This is a genomic window from Pseudomonas sp. MS15a(2019) (genome assembly GCF_013277805.1).
In the GTDB taxonomy this organism is placed as follows: Bacteria; Pseudomonadota; Gammaproteobacteria; order Pseudomonadales; family Pseudomonadaceae; genus Chryseomonas; species Chryseomonas benzopyrenica.
On the sequence record NZ_VBTN01000023.1, the window covers coordinates 33,937 to 58,297 of the forward strand.

22 protein-coding genes and 1 pseudogene are annotated in these 24,361 nt (G+C 55.3%); 7 read left to right on the forward strand and 16 right to left on the reverse strand.

Annotated elements, in window-relative coordinates:
• Positions 1–31 precede the first annotated feature (31 nt).
• From FEZ61_RS23965 to FEZ61_RS23980, 3 genes are all read right to left on the reverse strand, one after another.
• Complete coding sequence (locus FEZ61_RS23965) at positions 32–1,327, reverse strand: OprD family porin (RefSeq protein ID WP_231357420.1); 1,296 nt, start codon at positions 1,325–1,327, stop codon at positions 32–34.
• Between the two features lie 1,684 nt (positions 1,328–3,011).
• The gene (locus FEZ61_RS23975) at positions 3,012–3,668 is read right to left on the reverse strand and encodes an HNH endonuclease (RefSeq protein ID WP_074585320.1); all 657 of its coding nucleotides are present in this window, start codon (positions 3,666–3,668) and stop codon (positions 3,012–3,014) included.
• Positions 3,652–4,218 carry an AAA family ATPase gene (locus tag FEZ61_RS23980; protein ID WP_173150582.1) on the reverse strand — a complete coding sequence of 189 codons (567 nt, stop codon included), beginning with the start codon at positions 4,216–4,218 and terminating at the stop codon, positions 3,652–3,654. The genes FEZ61_RS23975 and FEZ61_RS23980 overlap by 17 nt, the downstream gene beginning before the upstream one ends.
• On the opposite strand from FEZ61_RS23980, the gene FEZ61_RS23985 reads away from it, so the two are divergent.
• Entirely contained in the window at positions 4,217–5,584 is a 1,368-nt protein-coding gene (locus FEZ61_RS23985; protein WP_017638786.1) for an IS3 family transposase, read from the forward strand. The two genes, FEZ61_RS23980 and FEZ61_RS23985, sit on opposite strands and share 2 nt — an antisense overlap.
• Here the strand turns inward: FEZ61_RS23985 and FEZ61_RS23990 are convergent.
• The 4 genes from FEZ61_RS23990 to FEZ61_RS24005 all read right to left on the reverse strand — a co-directional run bounded on the left by FEZ61_RS23990 (position 5,581) and on the right by FEZ61_RS24005 (position 11,375).
• Positions 5,581–5,949 (reverse strand): response regulator, encoded by a 369-nt coding sequence (locus FEZ61_RS23990; RefSeq protein WP_017638785.1) that lies wholly within the window; start codon positions 5,947–5,949, stop codon positions 5,581–5,583. The two genes, FEZ61_RS23985 and FEZ61_RS23990, sit on opposite strands and share 4 nt — an antisense overlap.
• Positions 5,950–6,037: 88 nt before the next feature.
• Entirely contained in the window at positions 6,038–6,406 is a 369-nt protein-coding gene (locus FEZ61_RS23995) for a response regulator (protein WP_017638784.1), read from the reverse strand.
• 93 nt (positions 6,407–6,499) lie between these two features.
• Entirely contained in the window at positions 6,500–8,542 is a 2,043-nt protein-coding gene (locus FEZ61_RS24000) for a PAS domain S-box protein (RefSeq protein ID WP_017638783.1), read from the reverse strand.
• Positions 8,543–8,780: 238 nt separating this feature from the next.
• Positions 8,781–11,375, reverse strand: a complete 2,595-nt coding sequence (locus FEZ61_RS24005) for an ATP-binding protein (protein WP_231893092.1) — start codon at positions 11,373–11,375, stop codon at positions 8,781–8,783.
• A 24-nt stretch (positions 11,376–11,399) separates the two neighbouring features.
• Between FEZ61_RS24005 and FEZ61_RS24010 the strand changes: the two genes are divergently transcribed.
• The gene (locus FEZ61_RS24010) at positions 11,400–11,648 is read left to right on the forward strand and encodes a hypothetical protein (RefSeq protein WP_026083568.1); all 249 of its coding nucleotides are present in this window, start codon (positions 11,400–11,402) and stop codon (positions 11,646–11,648) included.
• Positions 11,649–12,384: 736 nt separating this feature from the next.
• On the opposite strand, the gene FEZ61_RS24015 is transcribed toward FEZ61_RS24010, so the two are convergent.
• From FEZ61_RS24015 to FEZ61_RS24030, 4 genes are all read right to left on the reverse strand, one after another.
• Positions 12,385–13,547 (reverse strand): IS3 family transposase gene (locus FEZ61_RS24015; protein ID WP_085984295.1). Its coding sequence is split into 2 segments (ribosomal slippage): positions 12,385–13,292 and positions 13,292–13,547, totalling 1,164 coding nucleotides; the frame shifts between segments, so codons are not numbered across the junction.
• Positions 13,548–13,841: 294 nt separating this feature from the next.
• Complete coding sequence (locus tag FEZ61_RS24020; RefSeq protein ID WP_132833187.1) at positions 13,842–14,078, reverse strand: hypothetical protein; 237 nt, start codon at positions 14,076–14,078, stop codon at positions 13,842–13,844.
• Between the two features lie 229 nt (positions 14,079–14,307).
• Positions 14,308–15,216: a hypothetical protein gene (locus FEZ61_RS24025; protein WP_132833186.1), complete on the reverse strand. Its 909-nt coding sequence runs from the start codon at positions 15,214–15,216 to the stop codon at positions 14,308–14,310.
• A gap of 360 nt (positions 15,217–15,576) precedes the next feature.
• Complete coding sequence (locus tag FEZ61_RS24030; protein ID WP_017638776.1) at positions 15,577–16,008, reverse strand: helix-turn-helix domain-containing protein; 432 nt, start codon at positions 16,006–16,008, stop codon at positions 15,577–15,579.
• A 68-nt stretch (positions 16,009–16,076) separates the two neighbouring features.
• Between FEZ61_RS24030 and FEZ61_RS24035 the strand changes: the two genes are divergently transcribed.
• Complete coding sequence (locus FEZ61_RS24035; RefSeq protein ID WP_017638775.1) at positions 16,077–16,853, forward strand: cation diffusion facilitator family transporter; 777 nt, start codon at positions 16,077–16,079, stop codon at positions 16,851–16,853.
• Between the two features lie 51 nt (positions 16,854–16,904).
• Here FEZ61_RS24035 and FEZ61_RS24040 read toward each other — a convergent pair whose 3' ends face one another.
• Both FEZ61_RS24040 and FEZ61_RS24045 read right to left on the reverse strand, forming a co-directional pair.
• Positions 16,905–17,156, reverse strand: coding sequence for a hypothetical protein (locus tag FEZ61_RS24040; RefSeq protein WP_017638774.1), 252 nt, complete (start codon positions 17,154–17,156; stop codon positions 16,905–16,907).
• Positions 17,157–17,260: 104 nt separating this feature from the next.
• Positions 17,261–17,910, reverse strand: a pseudogene (locus FEZ61_RS24045) (integrase arm-type DNA-binding domain-containing protein); the annotation flags it as partial.
• Between the two features lie 242 nt (positions 17,911–18,152).
• Here FEZ61_RS24045 and FEZ61_RS24050 point away from each other — a divergent pair.
• Together FEZ61_RS24050 and FEZ61_RS24055 are read left to right on the forward strand one after the other, a co-directional pair.
• A complete protein-coding gene (locus FEZ61_RS24050) occupies positions 18,153–18,866 on the forward strand; it encodes a LysR substrate-binding domain-containing protein (RefSeq protein WP_074585321.1) in 714 nt (237 codons plus the stop codon).
• Positions 18,867–19,266: 400 nt separating this feature from the next.
• Positions 19,267–20,235 carry a replication terminus site-binding protein gene (locus FEZ61_RS24055; RefSeq protein ID WP_017638598.1) on the forward strand — a complete coding sequence of 323 codons (969 nt, stop codon included), beginning with the start codon at positions 19,267–19,269 and terminating at the stop codon, positions 20,233–20,235.
• Positions 20,236–20,376: 141 nt separating this feature from the next.
• Here FEZ61_RS24055 and FEZ61_RS24060 read toward each other — a convergent pair whose 3' ends face one another.
• Genes FEZ61_RS24060 through FEZ61_RS24070 form a run of 3 tightly spaced genes read right to left on the reverse strand, consistent with a single transcriptional unit; the run spans position 20,377 to position 22,232 of the window.
• Positions 20,377–20,700: a YciI family protein gene (locus tag FEZ61_RS24060; protein ID WP_017638597.1), complete on the reverse strand. Its 324-nt coding sequence runs from the start codon at positions 20,698–20,700 to the stop codon at positions 20,377–20,379.
• 28 nt (positions 20,701–20,728) lie between these two features.
• Positions 20,729–21,355, reverse strand: a complete 627-nt coding sequence (locus FEZ61_RS24065; RefSeq protein WP_017638596.1) for an NAD(P)H-dependent oxidoreductase — start codon at positions 21,353–21,355, stop codon at positions 20,729–20,731.
• A gap of 10 nt (positions 21,356–21,365) precedes the next feature.
• Entirely contained in the window at positions 21,366–22,232 is an 867-nt protein-coding gene (locus FEZ61_RS24070) for an alpha/beta hydrolase (RefSeq protein WP_051226121.1), read from the reverse strand.
• Positions 22,233–22,351: 119 nt separating this feature from the next.
• On the opposite strand from FEZ61_RS24070, the gene FEZ61_RS24075 reads away from it, so the two are divergent.
• Both FEZ61_RS24075 and FEZ61_RS24080 read left to right on the forward strand, forming a co-directional pair.
• Complete coding sequence (locus FEZ61_RS24075) at positions 22,352–23,356, forward strand: helix-turn-helix domain-containing protein (RefSeq protein WP_017638594.1); 1,005 nt, start codon at positions 22,352–22,354, stop codon at positions 23,354–23,356.
• A 137-nt stretch (positions 23,357–23,493) separates the two neighbouring features.
• Positions 23,494–23,949: a hypothetical protein gene (locus FEZ61_RS24080; RefSeq protein WP_017638593.1), complete on the forward strand. Its 456-nt coding sequence runs from the start codon at positions 23,494–23,496 to the stop codon at positions 23,947–23,949.
• Positions 23,950–24,361: the final 412 nt, after the last annotated feature.

Genomic DNA, 24,361 nt, shown 5'->3' on the forward strand with positions numbered 1-24,361 from the left:
GAGAACAAAGATGTACGTAAATAAATTTCAATTAAAGCAGGGAGAGGGGGTATTCGGTAATGATCCTGATTTCATCTAGGTCTGACTCAAACTTGCTTGCGCGCGTGGTAGCTTGTCTCAACCGGAATGATAGATCTTTCGCAGGTCCGCTCTGCACTACATAGCGCGCCTCTATATCACGCTCCCAGCGATGTTGGTTTTGTAATGGTAGACCATTCTCGTCACGCCGCATATATACGGAGTTTGCGTTCGAGTAGTCCGCATTCCAGCCCTTCCCATATCGGGCCATCAGAGTTAGCCCAGGAATCCCATACTGCGCAAGGTTTATATCATAGCGTAAAAGAACTGACTGCTCTTTCGGGGAGTTGAAGTCACTATACTGAATGGAGTTGTTAAGGTAAATTGAGTCAGATTGTCTCAGGTAGTCGAAATCGTTGTCCCCGTTGTTTTGCTGGTAGCTCATGGTTATAGAGTGCGCACCCGCTACAATGCCACTGCTAACACTCCAGATATTTGTGGAAAACTCCCCAAGAAACTTTCTACCGTCGTCGACCGATCTATAGAAGTTTAACCCCGCTGTTAGAGCTAGATTATCGTTAATAGGATAGCTGGCGATGGATCCAAAATAGTATTGGCGCCAGGAATTATCTAACTTGCTTGTATAGAGGCTGCTTGTGAGGTACTCATTTATCTTGTACTCACCGCCGAGGTAAGAAAGGTAAGACGACTTCACTTGACCAGCATAGAAGGTTACAAAATCACTTCCCGTCTCGCTTTGCTGCGGCTGGCTCATGGCGTGTAAACGCCCGCCATTAATAGTTATGGCGTCGAAGCTGTTGTTCGTTGCGGTAATGCCTTTAAAGCTTTGTGGAAGTAGGCGTGAGTCGCCAAAATGCACAACAGGTGTAGTAGGGAATACGTCGCCAAGCTTTACCTCAGTATCTAAGAATTTCAACTTTACGGCGCCAAGTAATTTGGAGTACTCGGTCGTGGGATCACCGTTCGCGTCTGCGGGAAGCAAGTTAACGCTACCGCCCTGGCCCGTTCGGCCCCTTCCGCTGTCTAAACGTAGGCCAAGAAGCCCAACTGCGTCTACCCCAACGCCTACGGTACCTTGTGTATATCCTGATCTATAAAAGGCTAATAGACCATGCGCCCAAGTTTCAGAGTAGCCGTTGCCTGCAGAGTTTGCTTGGCCCTTTCTAAAATCCCTATTGAAGTAATAGTTCCGATTCATAATTGAAAGTGAGCTATCTTCTAAGAAGCCTCCAGAGTTTTCTGAAGCTGAATTCGCACTCACTACCTGCGGTATAAAAATAAATGGAATTATTAAGGTCTTTATAACGTTGGTTTGCAAGACGGTGCTCCTTTGGGGTGAGGCAGGTCGATACTGATGTATTTTTTGTTAGTCCTGTGATTTTCAAAGAGTAATCCTTTCAGGACGATTGCTGCTAAATTACAATTTTGTAATCTTAATATCGAGTTCTCATTCATAACAGTTTTGTAATTGCAACGTCATTCTCTCGATATGCGTTCTAGGTAAAGTAAGGTCAAGGTTTTGGATTTCGACTAACTCAAATGATAGAGGTGCCGTTGTGAGATATAAACAGGCGGTCTTAGGTTCTTTGCTTATTTTTTCTTCTTTTGTCTCGGCGGCTAACGTTGCTAGTAGTCGCTATCCAAGCATTCCCGCTGATGCCGAGCGTGTAAATCGTTTACTTAGTAGTGGGGCCGATGGGAGGGTTCGGGTGCCATTCAAGTCTGAAAGGTTTCATGTTGTTGATGCGCGGTTTCAGGATAATACGAATTAGATATTTAAAAAGTTGAGGTCATTGATTCGTTGACGGCTACAGCCAGTTTTGCTGGCTGTGCCTCTGGTTATTAATTAGCCTGTCGAAGGCTGATAATCTTGTAAATTCTCCCTCAACTTAACCTAGAGTCAGTTGAAGTGGTTTGGTTTTCAGAGTTAAAACCTAAGGGCTTAAATTATGATTTTAGCAAAAATGGCTTTTGTAACGCTCCTTTTTTCCGTATCTAGCTTGCTGTACGCTGCTGATGGCGCAGAGCGGTCGATACAACGAAACGAGCAATTCCGCGCGGACCAAGGTAGGGTTGATAGAGATCGTGCTTATCATCGAGCATTAACAGAAAAAGAGAATACAAAGCTTAACAAAAAAACTGATAATTGAGTGGCTTCGGTTATCAATCTGCACATCTTTTGATTCTTCGGAGGCAGATGAAATAGGGTGTCTAAAGATTGCCTATTAGCTGATACTGATCCATCGTCTCGATCATACTATGGGTACGGTCATCGGACTAATGTCGGCATTTTCTATAAGTATCACATGCTCAGTACGGTCTCTTAAAGTTGTATAGATAGCTGTGGCATGTATTCAGAAAGCTATGAAGTAGCATCGAATAGCTGGTGACTATGTGATACGAGTGTCGCTTGAGATTAAGTTATACTGACACTATGGCTTTAATATAAGAGGTTTAGATAGGTGTAATAAAGTTAATCGAGAACGCTGGCAGCACCAGCAAGGCGGCACGGGTATTGAGCGTAAGCCAGCCCGCTGTCAGCCAGGCGATTCGCAAGTTAGAAACAGCGACTACGTCAACACTTAACCTTGAAGGCCGCTTAATGACTGCTCTTGGCTGGGCGTCGGGTGGCGAGGCATACAAGTAGGCATACACGGTTGCTGATAAGCTGAGCTGGATCTGATGGTTCCAAGGTCTTTTCTTTTCGTGGAAGGAACCGAATCTTTGTTAGAACGTGGCTGCTTGCGGTCTATTCGAGTGACAGCCATTGCTTCTGTGGTCCACAACGACTAAAGACAAATTTTAATAATTAATTAAGTTTATTATAAGCTAGAGAATTTCTGTGTGACTCTTTGGTGGCTTAATTTGAAATGAGCGTCGGGAGTAACTCCGCAGTATGATTGCTGATTAATAAGAATTTGCTAAATATCACAATCCTCATTGTCTGTTATGGTCATTCAATTTTACAGGGCTTACGTGTTTGTGGGGATTAATGCTCTGAGCTTTCTCATTACTTCATCGCGTTCCGCCTCACTTCCATCCTTGAACTTTTGTAGTTGCTCGAATAGTGCGTAGTCTGATAATGCTTCAGGCTCAAACCCGAATTTTCTGGTGTATCTGTTAAGCTTACAGATGCCGATTGTAAACCAGCCCTTGTCAGTTTTGTCGGAGTAAAGCTTGTTTCGATGTACCTTTATATGCTCGTCGTATTCGTCTATCGACGGATGAACAATTTTGAAACGCTCAGAGGATTTTGGATAATTTGTAGCATCCCCGTTAAGAGTTTCCGTTTCTTCCTCGTTTAGAATGGCTTTATCATTTTTTGCAAGATTGCAGTCTGCGCAGATAACACATAGATTTTTGGGTTCAAATAGAAACGCTACATGCTTCGATTTTGGCAATATGTGCTCCACAGTCGCGTTTCCTGCGGCAGTTACGGACAAAGTTCCCTTGCAGTAAGGACATACTCCTTTCTGCTCAAGACGGTAAAATTCACGGACTTTACTGCGTAACTTCATTAGCTCATCTTTAGACCAGTCTTTATGGTTGTGTCCCTCTTGTGCGACTAAATCGCTAATTATCTGTTTATCCTCATCGTCTAAAATATAATGGTTATTTATCAGTGGCATAGTATTGGCACACATCCACAACAGTGTTGATCAGCTCAAAATTTGGATCCACTGCTTCCAGTTTGCGCTGCATTGTCTGTAGCTTTCTCATCTCGGCTTTTATCTGGTCGGATATGGTTTTTTCCGATCTGATTTTTGTGAGCAATGAAAACGCTAATCTGGTGATGTACTCGTTCATTATCCCAGGTGCGTCAAAAAGCTCTGCCAGCTGATAATCTGCGGATTTTTCTAGGTAATCATTTGATCGATGGAGTTTGTTTTCGTCAATCACTGTTATGAAGCAGTTTTCGGCAGAAAGTCGAGAAACAATCTGGGGTGAATGCGTTGCTATTATGAAATGGCACTCTTTGTATTGAGAGAAAACAGTCGTTAGAGTTTTTATGAACTGTTCCTGCCAAGCTGGATGTAAGCTGATCTCCGGCTCATCTATTAATATCAAGGATCGATGTTCGATCTGTCCGGCAATGCCTAGTGTCATTACGAGCATGCATTGTTCGCCGGAGCTGTGAAGTGACCCCCGAAAGCTGGACACCACCTTGGAGGTGCCCATGCCCAAGTATTCCCTTCCTTTCAAAATGAAGATCGTCGCCCAGTATCAAAGGGGAGACCGCACCTACGGCCAACTTGCCAAAGAGCACCGCGTCAGCGTGGTACAGGTAAAGGGGTGGATTGGCACCTACGCCAGTCACGGAAAAGTAGGTCTACAGCAGCGCTATCGGTACCACAATGTCGATTTTAAGATTGAGGTTGTACGGCAGATCGTCGAAGGGCTATCCATCCGACGGGCAAGCGAGCGGTTCAACCTCAATCGCTCCCAAATGCAGCGCTGGGTCAACGCGTGGCAGCAGTATGGTATCGAGGGGTTGGCCAGCAAACGTAGAGGTGATGCCTTGCCCCTTTCTCCCACTCCAGATCCATCCGCTTTCAAGTCCAACGTCGCAAGCCCCGTCCTAGAGCTGGAAAGGCAGGTGGCCTATCTGCAGGTGAAAAACGTTTTCCTGCGCAAGGCCATGAGCCTGGGTCTCAAAGACAGCGATTTGGACAATCGGCAGAAGGCACTTATCGTGCAGGAGCTACGGTCACGGTATCCGCTTGATGCGCTTCTCAAAGGGGCAGGGCTTCCTCGAAGCAGCTTTTACTACCACCTCAACGTTGCACGCCAACCGGACAAACAGCATGCGCGCAAGGAGAGCATCCGAGCGATGTTCGTCTGTCATCGGGGTCGCTATGGCTATCGTCGAATCACCCAGGCATTACGCAACGAAGGGCAGCAGATCAATCACAAAGCGGTACAACGTTTGATGGGCGAAATGTCTTTGAAGTGCACGTTGCGACGTCGTCGTTACCGCCCCTTCACAGGGCCTGAGTCCTACGTTGCCCCCAACCTTCTAGAGCGGCGCTTCACCGCACCGCAGCCCAATCAGCGATGGGCGACTGATATTACCGAGTTTCGCGTCAATCAAGATCGGCTTTACCTGTCGCCGATCCTTGACCTATTCAATAGAGAAATCGTGGCTTATGAGATAAGTGAGCGCGCGACGTTCAATATGGTCTTGCGAATGTTGAAGAGCGGAATAAAAACGCTTCGACCTGACGAGAAACCGCTGATTCACTCCGATCAGGGTTGCCACTATCAATACCCTGCCTACCAACAGACGATTCGCCAGCATGGCATTACCCAGAGCATGTCCAGGCGAGGCAATTGTCTCGACAATGCAGCGATGGAAAGCTTCTTCGCAGTGCTGAAATCCGAGCTCTTTCACTGCGCAAAATTTGCCACAGTGCAACAGTTAGCGGCGGCAATTCGAGACTATATCCACTACTACAATCACGAGCGCATCAAGCTGTTACTGGGAGGCCGCAGTCCCGTCGGATACCGCAAGGCAAAAGCGGCAGCCCGCGATGACTGTAGCTAGTGGAGCGCTTGCCGTATCGCTCTCTCGAGATCTTCGTACAGCCAAGGCTTTTGCAGAAAGACGACGTGGGCGGGAAGCTCGGCACTCACCGAGTACTCATAACCTGTCGTGATGATCGTCGGCATGTCCGGCCAGCGGCTCAAGAGCATCTGGGCAAGCTCTGCCCCTTTAAGCTGTCCAGGCATCAGGTGATCGGTAATGAGCAAGTCAGGACGCAGGCCGCCTAGGACAGCAACGAGAGCATCATCGCCGCTGGCGAAGTGGTGGAGCGTCGCGCCGTTCTCTTTCAGGAAATCATCCAGAATCTGACCCAGCGTCAGATTGTCCTCCACCACCACAACACGTATAGCCGTAAGGTTCAGCATCAGCTGCTCAAGGGTGAGGTCAAACGCTCATTTTAACAGGTGCCTTGAGGACTTACCTCATCACCGGTGTTGCTGGTATCAACGGCACCTACGCTGCTGACAACCGCTCTCGAATGACCTCTTCGATCTGCTGGTAGGTCCAGGGCTTGGCGATAAAGGCTGCGTTAGGGGCCAGGCTGTGATGCTCAGTACCGCTATAACCGGACGTGAGCACCACCGGCAGCGCAGGCCAACGGTCCGCTACGATCTGCGCCAAGTCAAAGCCGTTGAGCCGCCCGGGCATCATGACGTCAGTGACAACCAAGGCGATCTCACCGGCATGCTGTTCTAGGTAAGACAAGCCATGGTCGGCACGGTCAGCCGTTACGGCGGTGGCGCCCATATCGGAGACGATTTCTGACAGAAGCAATAGCAAAAGCGGTTCGTCGTCGACGACCAAAATCTGAAGTGGGAGCAAAATTGATCACTTGAAGGCTACAGCCGACATATTGGATGGCAACGCCTGGTAGACCGTCCGATGCTGGTGCCGTTGCTTGAAGTTGACGGATGGTCAATTATCGAGCACCTGTCTGACTTTGACGGCCAGATCCCGCAGCGTAAAGGGCTTGGGCAGCAGGGCGACCCCCTGATCCAACGTCCCGTTGTGGACGATGGCATTACGGGTGTAGCCCGTGGTGTAGAGCACCCGCATAGAGGGTTGCGACAGGCCGATCTGATCGGCCAATTGACGCCCCGTCATCTCGGGCATGACAACATCGGTAAACACCAAGGAGATCTCCGGATGCTGGGTGAGCAGGTTGAGCGCCATCGCGCCGCTGTCGGCATCAAGCACCTGATAACCCAGCTCCATCAGGGACTCGACCGATATGACGCGCACCCGCGGATCGTCTTCCACCACAAGGATCAGCTCGCCTTCCTGGGCGACCGGAATGACATCGGTCGAAGTAGCGTAACGCTCGGTAGGTTTGGCATCACCCCGATAGCGCGGCAAGTAGATCTTGACCGCGGTGCCATGCCCAAGCTCGCTGTAGAGCTTGATGTGGCCCAGTGATTGTTTGACGAATCCATAAACCTGCGAGAGCCCGAGTCCTGTGCCTCGGCCTACGTCCTTGGTGGTGAAGTAAGGTTCGAACACCCGCTTAAGCGTCGTCTCATCAATCCCACTTCCGGTATCCGTCACGGCCACCAGGACATACTCGCCCGGCTCGATTTGGTGCTGGCCTGCATAGTAGTCGTCGATGTAGACGTTGCCGGTCTCAACGGTGATGCGGCCGCCGTCTTCCATGGCATCCCGGGCGTTCACGCACAGGTTGAGGATGGCTTGCTCCAGGCTACCGATATCGGCCTGTGTCAGCCACAACCCGGCGTGCCGGACGAATTCCACCTGGTAGGCACTGCCCAGGGTTCGCTGCAACATACCTGAGAGGCCGGTGACCAATCGATTGAGATCGACCGGCTCCGGCGACAAGACTTGCTGACGAGAAAAGGCCAGCAGCCGATGCGTGAGTTCCGCAGCGCGGGTAGTACCTTCCAAGGCCAGATAAGCATAGCGATCCACCTGGGTGTCGCCCCGCTGTAACCGGGCTTGCAGCATGTTCAAGCCGCCCATGATGACGGTCAGCATGTTGTTGAAGTCGTGGGCGATACCCCCGGTGAGTTGGCCGACCGCTTCCATCTTTTGAAGCTGGCGCACCTGATCCTCGGCGGACTCGCGGGTATGTCGTTCATCGCTCAAATCTTGGCGTGTTCGATCCAGTGCGACTTCCTGGCTGACGTTGACGGACCGTAGCGCTACGGCGTCCTGCTCGAAACGAGTGGAGCGGCTCTGTATCGCATCGACGTCTGTACAGCTCGAGAACCAGCGGATGACTTCTCCCTCTAGGTTGCGGATGGGCAAGGCACGGCACAGGCACCAGTGTGGCCCCTCACCTACGGTCTGCATCTGGAAGGTGGCCTCCCAGTCGCGCTCGTCAGCCATCGCCTGTGCGCGCTCAGCAACGATGTGCTGTCGCGCTTCCTCAGCGATAAGTGAGTGCCAGCCATTGTTGACCAATTGCTCGGTCGAAAGGCCGGAGAATGTCTCCCATTGAGGGTTGAAATAGAGGTCGCGGCCCTGGACGTCCGAGATCCACACCAGTTGAGGGATGCTCTCTGCGAGCTGCTGGAATTGCTGAGCCAGCTGTTCCGTGTGCAGTTGCCGGCGCTGCTCCGCTTCGACCCGATCCGTCAGGTCACGGATGACTTTCACTACACCCACGAGATGCCCCTCGTCCCACATGGGCATCATCAAGCCACTGGCCCAGAAGCACTCGCCATCGGCGCGCAGGTGCCAGCGATCATCAATGGCTCGTCCCTGACTGATCGCTAGGCCAATCTCTCGCTCTGGCACCCCCATATCGCGGTCTTCAGCGGTGAAGAACCGGTGCATGGATTTCCCCAGCATCTCGTCCCGTGACCACCCCAGAATCTGGTGAGCGCCGGCGCTCCAGTCCGTGATTCTGCCGGTCATATCACCCACGACGATGGCGTAGTCCAGCGCGCTGTCGAGTACAAGACGACTGGAGCGCTCGGCGCGATCGAGCCGCTTGCGCAAGTCAGCATTTTCCCGACGCAATTCGTCGAGAGAGAGAGCGTTTCGATCCGAAGCCAAAGAAAGCGCCTTGTCAGCGAGTGACGGCTAAAGTTGAAGGTGCACCAACCGGCAGCGCTGCGAAGCCTGATACCGGCATGCTTGACGGGGCAGCTCAAGCGCAATATCGCCTGAACGCGGTCAGATTAAGATGATTATTAGGGGTTGCCAATGCCACTGTCTTTACTCGACGGCATCTGCATCATGGCGGCGTCCCGATGAGCTCCCGCATGCGCGCGGCCAAGACGTCCATAGCGAAGGGCTTGGTCAGCACCGACATGCCCGGTTCCAATTGGCCGTTGTTGAATAGCGCATTCTCGGCAAAGCCGGTGATGAACAGGACCTTGAGATCAGGTCGACTGGTCCGTGCAGCATCGGCCATTTGCCGGCCATTCATGCCACCCGGCAGGCCGACGTCGGACACCAGCAAATCAATGCGCACATCCGACTCCAGCACCTTGAGTCCGGAGATACTGTCGGCGGCTTCAATCACGACGTAGCCCAACTCCTCCAGTACCTCTGTAACCAGCATGCGCACCGTGGGCTCATCGTCTACCACCAATACGGTTTCACCCGTACTCGCGGTCTCACGCTCGCCGAGATGACCTGCTATGACGTCAACATCAGCTTTGCCGACATACCTAGGCAGGTAGATGCAGACCATGGTGCCATCGCCTTCCTCGGAGTAGAGGCGAACCTGGCCTCCAGATTGTTTGGCGAATCCATAGATCATCGATAGGCCCAGCCCCGTCCCCATGCCCAACGGCTTGGTGGTAAAGAAGGGGTCGAAGGCTTTGGCCATAGTAGCCTTGGACATGCCCGAGCCATTGTCCGAAACACACAGCGACAGGTACTGACCGGCCGGAATGTCGTGCATTTGGCCACCGCGTTGATCAATCCAGCGATTGCCCGTTTCGATGGTGATCTTGCCACCGCTGGGCATGGCATCCCGCGCATTGATACAGAGGTTGAGCAGGGCATTTTCTAGCTGCGACGCATCAACCAGCGCCGGCCACAGCCCGCAGGTGCCGACGCTTTGCACCTCGATAGCGGGCCCGACCGTACGCTGAATGAGGTCGAGCATACCGCTGACCAGCTGATTGATATCGGTCGGTTTGGGGGCGAGCGTCTGCCGACGCGAAAAGGCGAGCAGGCGATGAGTCAGCGCCGCGGCGCGCTTCGTGGCGCCCTGGGCGGCTGTGAGATACCGATCCAGCTCATTGACGCGGCCTTGGCTGATCCGCGCGGCCATCAGTTCCAGTGATCCTGAGATGCCGGCCAACAGGTTGTTGAAGTCGTGAGCCAATCCACCCGTCAGCTGGCCGACTGCCTCCATCTTTTGCGCCTGACGCAGGGCTTCTTCGATCTCACGCTGGTCAGTCAGGTCGCGGCCGACAAAGTGAAATAGCTCGGTACCAGGGTCTGGCGCAGCGGTCCACATGATGGTGCGCCGCTCACCCTCACGGGTGATGACGCGGTCTACGAAGCCCGTGATGGTCTCGCCTTGAGCCAGACGCTCTAATACCTGTAGCGCGCCAGGGTGATCCTCGGGATCTACAAAATCGATGAAGGGACGACTTAATAGCTCGCTCTCGCTCCACCCCAGCAGCTGCTGCCAGGCCGGGTTTACGATCTTGAGGTAGCCTGACACGGTCGCGCTACCCATGAGGTCGTTGGTGGTTTCCCAGACCCGGTTACGCTCGCGGGTTCGGTGCACCACCTGTTGTTCCAGCGTCGCATTCAACGCCTGCAAGCGCTGCTCGGCCCGTCGGCGCTCGACGGCGTAGCGCGTGAGCTCAGCGATATCCCTGACGAAGGCAATCTCATCCTCTCGCCACTGCCGGGGATGTGCGCACACGACAAAAAACGCGGCGACAAAGCGGCCGCGCTCCATCATCGGAAAGTTAATCAAGCTCTGGACGTTGATGGCCGAGAACTGAGTGACCTGATCGTGAGTGCGAGGATCCAACGCCACGTCATCGATGACCACAGTCTGACCCCGGCGCAGATCCTCCACATAGGAGCCGTACTCCTCGAAGAGGTAGCGGCCGGCCAAGCGCGTGCCGCTTCCAGCCGTCCAGTCCCGCTCAACGTGGACATAGACGCCGTCCTCATCCATGACCGCATAGGCCGCGGCTTGAAGATCAAGCCGCGCTCCCATCACCTGAGCGGCCATGGCCGCCATGTCGAGCGGGTCATCCAGATCCCGGATGCGATCCTTGAATACGTTCAGAAAATCACGTGACTTGAGCCGATCTCGCTCCTCCTGGCCGGTCTGGATCTGCAGGCAGAGCTGCTGGTTGGCGCTCTCCAATGCTTGTTGCTGCTGAACCGGCCTCGTCGTTTCAATGCAGCCGCCTAGAAAGCCGCCTACCGTACCGTCATCCAGACGAATAGGAGTCCAGAAATAGGTGAAAAAGGCGTCTTCGGCGTAGCCCAGGCGCTCGAGACGCAATGGAAGATCACTCTGCGTAAAGGCGTCGCCGCCGTAGGCACGCGCGACCAAGGGCGCAAGCTCCGGCCAAACCTCCGGCCAAGCGTCTCGGAAGCTCTGGCCAAAGGCAGCCGGATGGCGCAAACCGAGAATAGGCGCACAGGCGTCGTTGTAGAGATAGGTAAGGCTATCTCCCCACACAATGAACATCGGGCTAGCCGTGCTGATCATCAGGGCAGCACTGGATTGCAAGGACGCAGGCCAATCCTCGAGCCTCCCCAGCGGAGTAGCGGACCAGTCATGCTCGCGCAAGGCGGTGACCATCTCACTGTCAGGCAGATACGGAAGCGTGTGATCGAGCACGGCAGTAGCTCTCAGGTGAGATGGATGATCAAGAAAAAAGCGGCTTCACAGCAAATCGAGCGAACCCAAACGACGAAAGGGTTAGCGGCAGAGCCTGTCGAGCACCGGGGCGAACGCGTGAAGATTTTCTGCGACGATGGCTTGCACATCGTTCAAGGCGGACAGATAGGCAAGCGCTTGCCGAAAGTGCAGTTCAAGCCTCTTCAAATCAAGCGCCTGATCCCTGTAAGCGACAAAGCCCGCCATGGCAAAGGCTGCACGATCATTAGGTAGGGGAAGCAGGATTGGTGGCATCTATCAGCAGGCTTGCTGGCATGCGGCCATTATGGTTATCGCGATCATCGCTTTCTTAGATGATAGCGCTACAGATCTTGTGGGTCGAGTCAGAACGGGCCCGTCCACTGATGACCCTCAGTCAGGTCACGTTTAGGCATAGAAGGTGATCACTCACCGCAGCTGTCTCGACAGCTTCGCCGATCGTGTTCACAAGCTGAGCACTTTTGAATCCGTAGGGCTGCACTCCCCATGCACAAGCTGTGTCTACCCAAAGCCTTTACCGCCTGAGAATCCATGCTATATCGAGACGACTATGACTATCGGCGACAAAGAACTCCGCTTAGGTAACATGCTTCACCCTAATCTGAGCATCACGCTCAAGGACCAAATATGCGCTGATGCCTGCTCCAGGGAGCAAGTGATCAGTGGGCTTGGAAAGCGTTACCTGGCTGAGCGGCCGGACGAGGATGAGACTCTCACGGAAAGGAGCCCCTCGACCCGAGCCACGCAGGGCTCGGCCTGGTGAGAGATCCCGACAGCCGTCTAGCTACTGCTGTCTTGGTACTAGGAAACCTAGTGATTGGGATTGCACTGCTCTCATCTTTTTATGACTTTTGGTAGCTATCTAGGCTGAGCGCCGGTAGTCACCTTGCGTAGACTGCACCCTGACACAACACTGCCACTGGGGACGTAAGCCCGCCTGCTCACGGCATGAAGTGTAGGTGTGTAGTGGTCAACTAATCCCGGACACTGGTTTAAGTCGTTCCTCGGCAATGGCGGGCGGTAGCCCGCCATTGAACTGATGCGGCCGTTGCCAGTTGTAGCGTTGCATCAGGAACCGACCGATGTCCTGTTGTGCCTGCGTAGCACTCAGGTAACCCTGGGTTGGTATCCATTCCGTCTTGAGGCTACGGAACAGCCGCTCCATGGGTGAGTTGTCCAGGCAGTTACCTCGTCTACTCATGCTCTGGTTGAAGCGGTAGCGCCAAAGCCGCTGGCGAAAGCGTCGACTGCCATATTGGCTCCCCTGGTCGCTGTGAAAGAGCACCTCTCGAGGCCGACCGCGCTGCTCGTAAGCCCTGTCCAAGGCCTGGATGACCAAATCAGCATCAGGCGTGGCGGAAAACGCCCAGCCCACGACGCGACGGGCAAACAAGTCCATGACTACCGCGACGTAATGCCAGCGACCCTGCGCCCAGACATAGGTGATATCGCCACACCACACCTGGTTCGGTGACGAAGTCTCGAAGGTTCTCTCCAGTCTGTTGGGTATGTCTGGCCGTTCTTCGGTTTTCCGTCTGCAGACAGGCGCGCCAGGCTGCTTGCTGACCAAGCCCATCTCGCTCATCAGCGCACGCACCTTGAATCGCCCAATCACGATGCCTTCTTCACGCAGTTGATGCGTGAGGCTTCGGCTGCCAGCCGCGCGGCGACTCTGGGTAAAGAGTTCGCCCACTCGCACCCGCAACGCTAGCCGGGCAATGTCCGGTGAGCGCTGCCTGCGACGGTAGGCGTAGTAGCACGAGCGGGTGACTTCAAATACCGAGCACAGCAGTTCGACAGGCGCTTCGCTGCGAAACTGATCGATCAACGCGAGCGCTCGTGTTCCTCGGCCATCAAGAGCGCGGTAGCCTTTTTTAGGATCGATTTCTCCCGCTCCAAGCGATTGATCCGCGCTTCCAGCTCCTGGATCTTCTGCTGCTCGGGCGTAAGGGCCTTGCTCGCCGGTGTGACTCCGCCGCGCTCTGCCTGCAGTTGATTGACCCATCGGCGTAGTGCCGACTCGACCAGCCCAAGCGAACGGGCTGCATCGATACAGCTGTAGCCCTGATCCAGTACCAAACCTGCGGCCTCGCGCTTGAACTCGGGCGTAAAAGAACGACGTTGTTTGCTCATGGAACACCTCTGTGTGGCGATCATCTTCGCCTAAAAAGGTGTCCGGGGTGAGTGGACCACTACAGTGCAGCCCTAGAGGCCGAGAAACAGTTTCAGGCCCGTCTATTGCAGCTAAATCCCAGAAAGTCAGAAGCGTCTAAATAGGCCTACATCTCCGCCAGTTAGCACGCCGCCATCTGCGTCGCGCGATTTTCTGATCAATCTATACTTAGGCTTTGGGCTCGGTCAGCCCCCAAGGCATTGAGCCAAGGCCAGCACGGGAGTTCTGGCCTTTTTCTTCTGGGCCTAGGGCGCTCACATTCGGCTTGCCAAGAGAGCCGTATCGGCCTCAAGTGGGAGATGCGACCCTTTGCGCCGCAACTCATTGACCGCATGCAGGATGATCATATTGGTCTGGCCAATATCTTTCATGATTGACCACTCGATGACGCGGGATACCATCGCGGGCACCGAGGGATCCACCAAGCACACGAGCCAGCCGTCAGCGCGCCAATCCAAAAATGATTTCACCGGTGGGTCCAGGGCTTCCAAGCGCTCTCGTAAGCTATCCATCTTCTAGCCCTCAGTCGACATCACGCTATATCAGGCTAGTCGAGAACGGATAGGTCGCAACGAGCTATCGCAAAAAGCAGGTAGGAATGGAGGCAACGACCTGTTTTCCATGAACAGTCATGCGCTGGATGGCCGTCGGCGGTGATGCCCTTGCTGGGAGAGCCCCCTTGCTTTGAGTAACTCGATCGATGAAGCTCGATCCCGATGTCTAACTTTCGGGGGTCACTTCACTGGCCCTTCTTAGGGACAATTCTCGAGTGTCACCGGGCTCGTGTTCTTTCCAGATTTTTAAATCAAAAAGTTTTACTATGTTGTGATTTAGCAAAGTTAGCACAGCCATAGCGAAATGCTTGTCAATAAATCCTTCTCGGTATCTGCTTATATAGTCAAAGTCTAGTTTGAATAGGCTGTCTCTCTTGGTGTCCAGCCTTTCCATTGTGTAATTCAGAGCATGTGCTATGTCGTTTTTTATCTCTTGCGGTAAAGATCTAAAGTTTTCAAATATGCGATCTTCAAGTATTTCTTCAAAACTATCGTCTATTGCGTTGCCACGGGTGTCCGTAAGCAATATCCCTACATCTTCGTAGTCGACAAAGTATCTTTGATCCGGGTTTTCGGGATCCTTTATAGCAATTTTTCTGTTTATGTTTAATTTGAAAACAAAGCTTAGTTTTGCCTCAATTTTCAATAGTCTGAATATTTCGTTTAAATTTTCGTGTCTCTCAGACTCTAGATACTTGTTTATTAGTCCTTTGGTGGCTGATGACATCAAGGCCATGGCATTCGTCGCATACATGCCGGAGCTGCGCATGCCAATATAAGAATATATTGAGCGGAAGCTAGTAGTTTTGCTCCTGGGTACGCTGGGGAATTTATCAAAAGGGCTAGTTGATACGGCCAAAATCTTTGATGGAATAAAGTCATTGGCACGAAAAAAATAAGTGCTTTTCTCGTCAATCATTTTTGAGTAATTAGAGACGATTTCGCTTAAGAGTCTGCTTTTTCCTGTACCATTTCTTCCAATAATAATTGAAAAGCAGTTTTCATCTTCAAATAGGCTCTTCTCTGCTAGCGGTATAAACCTATCTTCAAAGGGGAATTCGATGATGCGTCCCATTCTGATCCCTTGCTATGCCAATATTAGGGCCGTTGGTACCTCTCGATAACTGTTAGGTCTATCCTAGATAGCTGCCTATACGGTTGCTTCATCGAGGCGCTCATCATCGTGCAGATTGAATCCGCTTTGGTGAGCGGCGACGGAAAATCCCATGGTGGTGCAGGGTTTTGCAGGTTTTTCGTTGCCTATCAAACAATAGTCTAAGCCACGTCCCATGTGGAAACGTTCGTCCTGCAGGGGTGCAGAAAAACCGACACATTTAGCCCGCAGGTGTGGCGGGAGGACAACAGCGCGCGCCAGGTGATAAGGCTGTGGTGGCCGGTGGCGTTCACCTGGGAACGCAACGCTTGTCGGCCGCCGTCAGGGCACCGCCAAACCCTCTGCTTTCGAGACGCCAGCCAAGGATTCGATGATCCGGCATTCCGATATGGTCCCGCCGTGGCAGCACGCCAATAGACGTTGCAATTCGCCCTCTAGGGCTTGCAGGTCGGCAAGGCGCTGCCGCACCTGTCGTAGGTGTTCTGCAACCAGACTATCCACGGCATCGCAAGGCGCCTGCTGCCGATCCGCCAGGCCGAGTAGCTCACGGACTTCTTCAAGGCTGAAGCCCAGGGTGCGGGCACGTCTGACGAAGAGCAGCCGATCCCGTTCGGCCGGGCCGTACAGCCGGTAGCCAGATGCTGAGCGCATCGAGGTCGGCAGCAAGCCTTCTTTTTCGTAGTAGCGGATGGTGACGGTCTTGGTATCCGTGGCCTTCGCTAGCTGACCGATGGTGTAGGCAGAAGCGTTCATGGCATTGACCTTATAGTGACTATAACCCTCAGCCTAAGCCAAATCCTGAGTGTTGCAGAGAGGTTGCCATGGACAGTTGCTGCGAAAACAAGGCTGGTGAGCTGGCTCAGCTGCGGAGTCGGCAGAGTCGAGTCCTCTACATCGTGCTGACGGTCAATGCTGTCATGTTCGGGGTGGAGTTCACTGCCGGTTGGCTGGCCGGCTCGACGGCGCTGCTAGCGGATTCCCTGGACATGTTCGGCGATGCCTCGGTCTATGCCCTGACGCTGTTCGTGTTGCATCGGAGCGATAGAGCACGCGCTGGTGCTGCCCTGGTGAAAGGTGGCTTCATGCTGCTGTTCGGCGTGCTGGTGATTGCGGACGCGGTGCGCAAGGTGATCTTGCAGGAGGTGCCCCAGGCTGACTGGATGGGCACTGTCGGACTTGTTGCACTCTTGGCCAACACCTACTGCTTCTATCTGCTGTACAGCCATCGGGCGGACGATCTCAACATGAGGTCCACCTGGATCTGCTCACGGAACGATCTGGTCGCCAATACCAGCGTGGTGCTGGCCGCCGTCCTGGTGGCTGTCACTGGCAGCCTCTGGCCAGACGTCCTGGTCGGCCTTGCCATCGCCGCGCTGTTCCTGCACTCGGCTTGGCAGGTTAGTCGTGAAGCCTACGGCGCATGGCGCCGTGGTGCGGAAGGGCAGGTTGCACGGCCACAGGAGGCACGACCCGCTTCAATGCAAGATAACCCTGCGCCTTCATGCTGCGGAAGTAAGGCGCTAGCTGTCATCGCTGAGCCTGAACATCGCGCTTCGGTAGCTGCTTGCTGCTCCTCCAATGGCAGGTGTGGCGAATGACGTCGAATGAGAAAGGCCGCCCGTAGGCGGCCTGTCGCTGGCCAGGAAGAGCTAGGCGGTGCGCTGCTGGCCTTTCTCCTCGAGCAGCACAAGTAGGTTGGCCCGCTTCCGGGCGAGCATTGTGGGACTCGATGCTTCCTGGCCCGTGAGTTCGTAGGCTACGGCGGGAAGCACCTGCAGCGCCTGTTCGTGCGGATCTGTGTCGGCCGGCTCAAGCCCGATCCCAGCCGCGTCCACCAGCTTTGCCAGCAAACGTTCGAAGCGTCCTCGGGCCGCTTGCTCGCAATCGCTGCTAGCGACCATCCCTTCGCCTAGGACTGCGCGGAGGTGCCGTGCCTGCTGACGTCCTGCCAGCTGTAGCCAGGCGCGGCCCTCGTCGCTTGCGAACATCGCAGCGGACGCGGCGGCGAGACGTGGGCGTAGTTCTTGGCCGGCTTGGTCTGCAAGAACCGGTGCAGCCCTTCAAGCGGGTTGTGCGTGGCCCGCCCGGTGACCCTGGCAAGGTCGTAGATCTCCTTGCAGAAGCGGCGCACGTTGCCCATCTGGTCGATGATGCCTTTGCGCTCCATGCCCCTTAAAAACTCCATCCACTCGATGGGCATGATGTCGGTGAAGGGACGCGGCCCGTAGGCCGGGAAGACATGCAGCTCGAGGGCGCCGATGATTCGTCGGGCGGTGCCTTCCTCCCAGCGCGGCTTGCGAGCGTCATACCACTCGCGAGCCAGCTTCTCGAAGGTGTTGGTTGCGGCCAGCGCCTCGGCGGCCTTGCGCTCACGTTTGGTCACCATAGGGCTCTTGCCGCTGGCGGCCTCGGCTTTCAGCTCCGCAGCCTTGGTGCGGCGGCGGCACCGGTCACGGCAGGGTAGGCGCCCAGGCCAAGCCAAGACCATTTGCCGTCGGGCTTGTTGTAGCGAAGCTCCCAGCTTTTCTGGCCGTTGGGTTTGACGCGGAAGTACAGGCCGTTGCCATCCTGCTCGCGGTAGACAGCGGCTTCAGGCTCGAGGCTGGAGAGGGTGGTATCGGAGAGGGAGCGACGCTTGATGTCCTGGCGCTTCATCCTTGTATGCCTTTGGTTCGAATTTTCCCGCGGCATACACATCGGCATACACGGTGCGGTGGAATGACCAGAGACTACATGGAACCACCAGAAACAACAAAGCCCGCACTGGGCGGGCTTTTGAGGCTGTTTTTAGTACCACTTGGGGCAACCAGAAACAAGGGAATGGTCGGAGCGACTGAATCCAGCTCTTTCACCGAACGGGTGGCCGGCTGGTCGCAACCGAGGAAGCGCACGCCCTGATGGTGGACGATAAGCTGTTCGTGGGCATGGATGCCATCGAGCACCGGATCAAGAGCCTGAAGCAATCCGGTACTGGAAGGCTGGCCATTGCGGTGCATCCCGTGGTCGGCAATACCTTCACGCCTCGGGCGCTGGCGGAATTTGATCTAGCGGAGCGGGATATTCGCGTGTCCTTACGTGTGCAAAGCTCGCGAGAGGTACATCAAGAGGTATCCGCCGGTCTTTGCGACTTCGGGGTGATGGCGGATGAAATGCCTGTGGTTAGGCTCGAACATTCCGAACTCATCAATGAACCTGGTGTGATCGCTTTGCCTAAGGGGCACCCGCTGATTGACAAGTCTTCGATTTGTGCCAAGGACCTGAGTGGCTACGACTTTATCGCCCTCAATCCGGAGGACAGTGGCCGGCGTTGCTTAGAAGTGGCACTCGACCTGGAAAACGTTTCGCTCAACGTCCGTGTCGAGACGGCCGATGCACACACGATCTGCAGTACGGTTTCGCAGGGTATTGGTATCGCCTTCATCAAACCTTTGGCTGCGGTGGATTTTATTGATCGCGGGGTAGTGGTCAAGGCGTTCGATCTCGATATTCGAACGCGAAGCCTTCTCCTATTTCGTCCAGGGAAACCACTCGCGGAGTCGGCTAAAAAGCTGCTGGCTTTCATGCGGGTCCAGTTGGCGAGGGACCTGAAGCTCGTGAAGCGATATCTATAGATATCTCACTGGATGAAGAGGGTGATAGGAGCGGTAACAGCTGATAGTCCTTTCTTGTGAATCTACAGGAAGCGCGCCCGTTATTCGTTGGCAGTACCTCTCTAAGGTAACCAGCGCAGCTACAGCTAAGCACCGGATTCGCTTCCGAAAATATACCACCCCTGCACGTGCCCCTTACTCCAATCCCCCCTGCACCCCCTCCACCCGGGCTCCCCCCATTATCGGCCCGCGCCCCGCGCGCGACAGAAGGGAAAGGGAAGGAAAAAAGAGAAGGAGAGAAGGAAGGAAAGGGGTGAGGCGACCTTGTGGTGGAAGGGGGAGAGGTTAGATAGGCGCTTGCGTTGTACAGGGGTGGTATATTTTTGTGGTTGGGGAAGACGCCCGTGAGGAGGGCATTGCCATGTACGAAGGGATCCAGCGTGCGCACCAAGTGCTCGTCGAGCAGCTGGCCAGCTTCAATTCGACCTGGCCAGGGTTGGTGGTCGGCGGCCGCGTATGGCAGGTACCGCTGCTGAACGAGCAGAAGACGCCGGACGTCCTCGAGGTCCAGGAGGTCGACGGCCAGGCGGCGATCGCGCTGGCCACCGCGGCCTTGGCCAGCCACCAGCGCGACGTTGGCCAAGCCGCCGGTACCGTCATGCGCCTACCGGGCTACTTTCGTCTGCAGGCGAGCGTGCTGCCGCAGGTGTTGGCCATCAATGCGAGTAAGCAGGTGGTCACCGACGAGATCGAGGCGCTCCGGCTCGCCCTGGGCTACACCCCCGAGATGCGGCCGCGGCTCTTGCGGCGCGCCCTGGGCGCCGACGTCACCACCAAGCAGCTGCAGCGCACCATCCACGCCTTCGATGGCGCGCCGCGGAGGATCTCGTTCACCTGGGCTGGCCACACCACCAGCAACCAGCGGATACCGGTGGCCACCGTGCGCGAGCAGCTGCAGGCGGAGGCCGAGAGTAGGGCGCAGCAGCAGGGGATACCGCTCGAGCAAACGCCCGAGCACCAGGATCTGCGCACGATCGCGAACCTCGCTGACGACCAGGTGCTGATCAAGCACAAGGTCGTCGCCCCGCACCCGCGCTGCACGCTCTGGTTCGGCGAGCGCGGCGAGAAGTGGGACGCCATCATCAAGGCCAATCTGCCGGTGTTCGTGCTCGCCGGCGAGGCCGAGCCGAAGGTCTCGGCGCTGCGCGACTTCGATCGTGCAGCCCGAGGCCGCCAGCGCGGCGATGTGAAGGCGCGCGCTGAGGTCTGGGCAGAGCGCAACCTCTACCTGCCTACGGGTAACCAGCGGTCGCAGCAGGGCGACCGAAATCCGCTCCTTACGCCCTCGACGTATCGACTAGGTGGTATTACCTACGAATCACCGACGTAACGTAAGTTGAGTCCTCGTGGCGGAATAGCGGCACCCTACCAGCCTCGATATCTCGGACGAGATAGAGGCAACTCGACGCGCTAGGTTAGCAATCACAACGCATCAGTCGCCCAGTGATATGTAGGAAAAAACAGCCGGGGCTTATGCCGAGCCAGGCGAGATAGGCTTTGCAGCGGCTGCCCACACACCTGAAAAGTTCGCGGCACGAAGGGCAGGTTGGGTCGCGAGGATATCAGTCCTAACAAGTCCATGAGCAACGAAGGGGTCAGCCGCGAGCATCTGCTCGATCTCTGACAACGAAGACCCAAAAGCGAGGATGAAACCGCCGGCCTTGTCCTCAAGAGGACCTGCGAAGAGTATCCGCTCGGCGCTCAGATGGTGAATCAACCACTCCTTGTGTGCGTCAAGGCAGGCGTTAATGGCTTCCGAGGTGCTAGTGTAGGTCAAGTTGATAGCGTAAATCATGGTTGAATCCTCGCTACGATATCTGCGTTCAATTGGCCGGAAGACTGGCCACGATGGCGCGGATTGATGAAGACGCCGATTCGATCCCGGCTTGACGGACTGCGTCTCCTCGCGATGTACCTTCAGCACGGACAAACTCGACGTCCTTTACGCCTAGAAAGGCGAAGAATGCTCGAAGGTAACGCTCTTGAAAGTCCATGTCCTGGAACGAGCCGTCGGCATAGAAGCCTCCTCGTGCAGATACCACGACGATATACTTGTCACGAGTGAGTCCAATCGGACCTCTATCGGTATATTTAAAAGTACGATTTACCTGCGCAATCCTATCTAGCCAGGCTTTCAGTTGGGTCGGCACGCTGAAGTTATACATAGGGGCGCCTATGACCAGCACGTCGCTGGCCAGAAACTCCGTTACCAGTGCTTCGGATAGCTGATGTTGCGCTAAGGCTTCCGGCGCAACATCAGCCTGCGAAGGCTGGCGAAATCCTGCAGCAATAGGACCGCTCAGATGGCTTATCTCTTCCGTCGCCAGATCTCGGTACGTTACTCGGACATCTGGTCGATCAGCTTGGATAGCCGCCACAACGGCTGCGCTGAGTTCACGTGTAACAGAAGCGTTGCCCATGATGCTGGAGTCGATGTGAAGCAATTTCATGTTGATATCCTCAGGGTTGGGGGATAGGCATGGTCTTAGCGGGGCGATGATCTTTGTCATGGGGCACTCCCCTAGCGGCCTCATCGATCAGGCGAGCGACGACCTCCGGTTGAGATAGCAGCGACAAGTGGCTGGAAGGTACCGAATGGAGGGTGGCGCCTAGGCGTTGCGCAATGGCCTGCTGTACCCATGGAGCTAGCGCCTGGTCGTTGAGCGTCTGCAGGTACCAACTTGGTTTGTCGCGCCAGGCAGCGTGCTCAATAGGGGTGCTAAAGCTGTTCGCCGCTATGGGTTGTTGGCGAGCCGCCAAGGAACGGGCTGCAGCGATGGGCAAGTCGGCCGCCATGACGGAGTGGAAAAGGGTCGGACTGTCTAACCACAGCAGACCTTCACGGTCGGGAGCGAGCGCCATTGCGGGCGCATTCAGATGATTGAGGAGATCAATTGTTGACTCGCCGCTATCAGGGGCGAGCGCGGACACATAGACGAGACCTTTAACGTTCGTAGCATTACCTGCTTGAGTGATCACCGTTCCTGCCCATGAGTGACCTACCAGCAGGACATCCCCTTTTTGTCTTTGCAACACTCGCTCGGTGGCCGACACATCATCGCTCAGTGAGGTAAGCGGATTCTGAACGGCGGTGACGTGGTAGCCCATCTCGATCAGCTGCTCCAGCACGGGAGACCAGCTCGACCCATCAACGAAGGCGCCATGCACCAAAACGATATTCTCGATTCTCTGGGCAGGCGCATCAGCCGATGCGGGCGAGCTGGCCAATCCAGTGGATAGGCCAAGCAAGGCTCCTATCCGTATCAGCCAGGCCCAGGCAAGACGAGGTGCTTGGCCTAGGAGCAAAAGGTCAGGAGACAGCTTCATGTTTGGCTACTCAGGTGAGTTGTGGAGCTAGTCTAGGTAGCCGTAAAACAAGACGTGAGATGCCAAACCAGCCATAGTTCATGGAAAATTCGCCATTTCCAAAGAGAAGGACTGAGACTGTGCGTATTGCTATCGTTGCCCTTGAAGGCAGCCTCCTGTCCGCTATCGCCGGATTGTCAGATCTGTTCTGGATGACCAATCAGACTTTGCGATCGCCGCCTTTGGAGTTACCCCAGAGCCCGGGGCACGCTGCTCGGCCGGAGTTTGAAACGGTCGTTGTTAGTGCTGACGGCAACTCGTTGCGTGATCCCCAGGGCCGCTTGATCTCGGTCGATGCTTCGTTCCGCGACGTGGAGGTATGCGATGCCGTACTCGTCACGGGCATGGCATTGGCCGCCGATCGCGCGCCGCCATTGACTAAGTCGGTCATGCAAGCCTCGGATTGGATTAGCGCCTGTCACCAAAAGGGGGCGTGGGTTGGTGGGGCCTGTGCCGGTACGTTCGTACTCGGCGAAGCTGGCCTCCTTGATAGACGCCGATGCACCACAACATGGTGGCTCCACCACGTTTTCAAACGGCGGTTTCCTAGGGCTTTACCTGTGTGGGGGTCCGCGATGGAATCGCACGACCAGGTGATTACGACAGGAGGCCCGCTTTCCTGGATCGACTTGGCGCTACAAATAATCAGGAATTCCGCTGGCGTTGAGATAGCAAGGCTGGCCGCAGATATATCCGTGGCGGACAGCCTGCCCTTGCCCCAATCGATCTACGCCCCCAGAGGGTTCATCAATGGAAGCGATCCATTCCTGCTCGAAGCAGAGCAGCTTATCCGCCGCAGCCCCGGTGGGCTAACTGCCTTGGAACTGGCTAAGGCGCTGCACGTCAGCGACCGTACGTTGCACAGACGCCTCAAGCATTTGACGAATGAGTCACCTAAAGAATTGATCACGCGGGTAAGGATAGAAACCGCCTGTGTGCTGCTCCAGGCACCGAGCGCGAGTATCAAGCAGGTGGCACTTGAATGTGGCTATAACGAGGACACATCTTTCCGCCGCGCATTCACGCAAATTACCGGAATGAACCCAGCAGAGTATCGCCGTTGGGCGAAGGGAAGAATTGGGTAGGGCGTGGTCCGGCACCGATGTCATACCGAAGGGATGTATTGCACTGTCCAAGGCTGCGACGGTGCGTCACGCCGGATCTCCTTCACCTAGGCTGGGCTGGCCACACCACCAGCAATCAGCGGATACCGGTGGCGACTGTGCGCGAGCAGGTGCGAGCGGAGGCCGAGAATAGGGAGAGGCAGGAAGGGATACCGCTCGAGCAAACACCCGAGTACCAGGATCTGCGCACGATTGCGAACCTGGCAGACGACCAGGTGCTGATCAAGCACAAGGTCGTCGCCCCGCACCCGCGCTGCATGCTCTTGTTCGGTGAGCGCGGCAAAAAGTGGGACGCCATCATCAAGGCCAACCTGCCGGTGTTCGTGCTCGCCGGCGAGAACGAGCCAAAGGTCTCGGCGCTGCGCGACTTTGATCGCGCCGCACGCGGCCTGCAGCGCGGCGATGTGAAGGCTCGGGCAGAGGTATGGGCAGAGCGTAACCTCTACCTGCCAACTGATGGGCAGCGGCCAGCGGCAGCGGAGGGCAACCGGGCGCCGCTTAAGACGCCATCGACTTATAGGCTCGCCGGCGCCACCTATCAAAGGTCGATATAGCCCTGTCTCAGAACCTCTGCGACAGTCCCAATCTGTTGATGGGCAGAAAGGCAACTGCGCGTGACGACCATTGTAGATCAGCTGAGCAATAGGCGCCTATCTGCGCCAGCAGGTTCGGTCGCCCAAGATTCCGATTCACCTGTGCCGACGACGAAAGACCGGAGGTACTAGTGAGATAGTCAGGCCTGAGCCGTGATCCCGACGAATGTCACTCAGACTGAACGGTGCTGTAACATTATTTTATATAATCGCTGTCGCCAATCGTAGTTCGAAGCCACATCGAAGGTGCTTTTCACAAGTTTTTCACAAGCATTTTACAAGCATTTTACAAGTTCTTTAAATGAACCGTCGTCAACGCGAATAAAGGGATTAGCCGCATAAACAGCACTGTAGGGCACCTCTAAAAACCTGC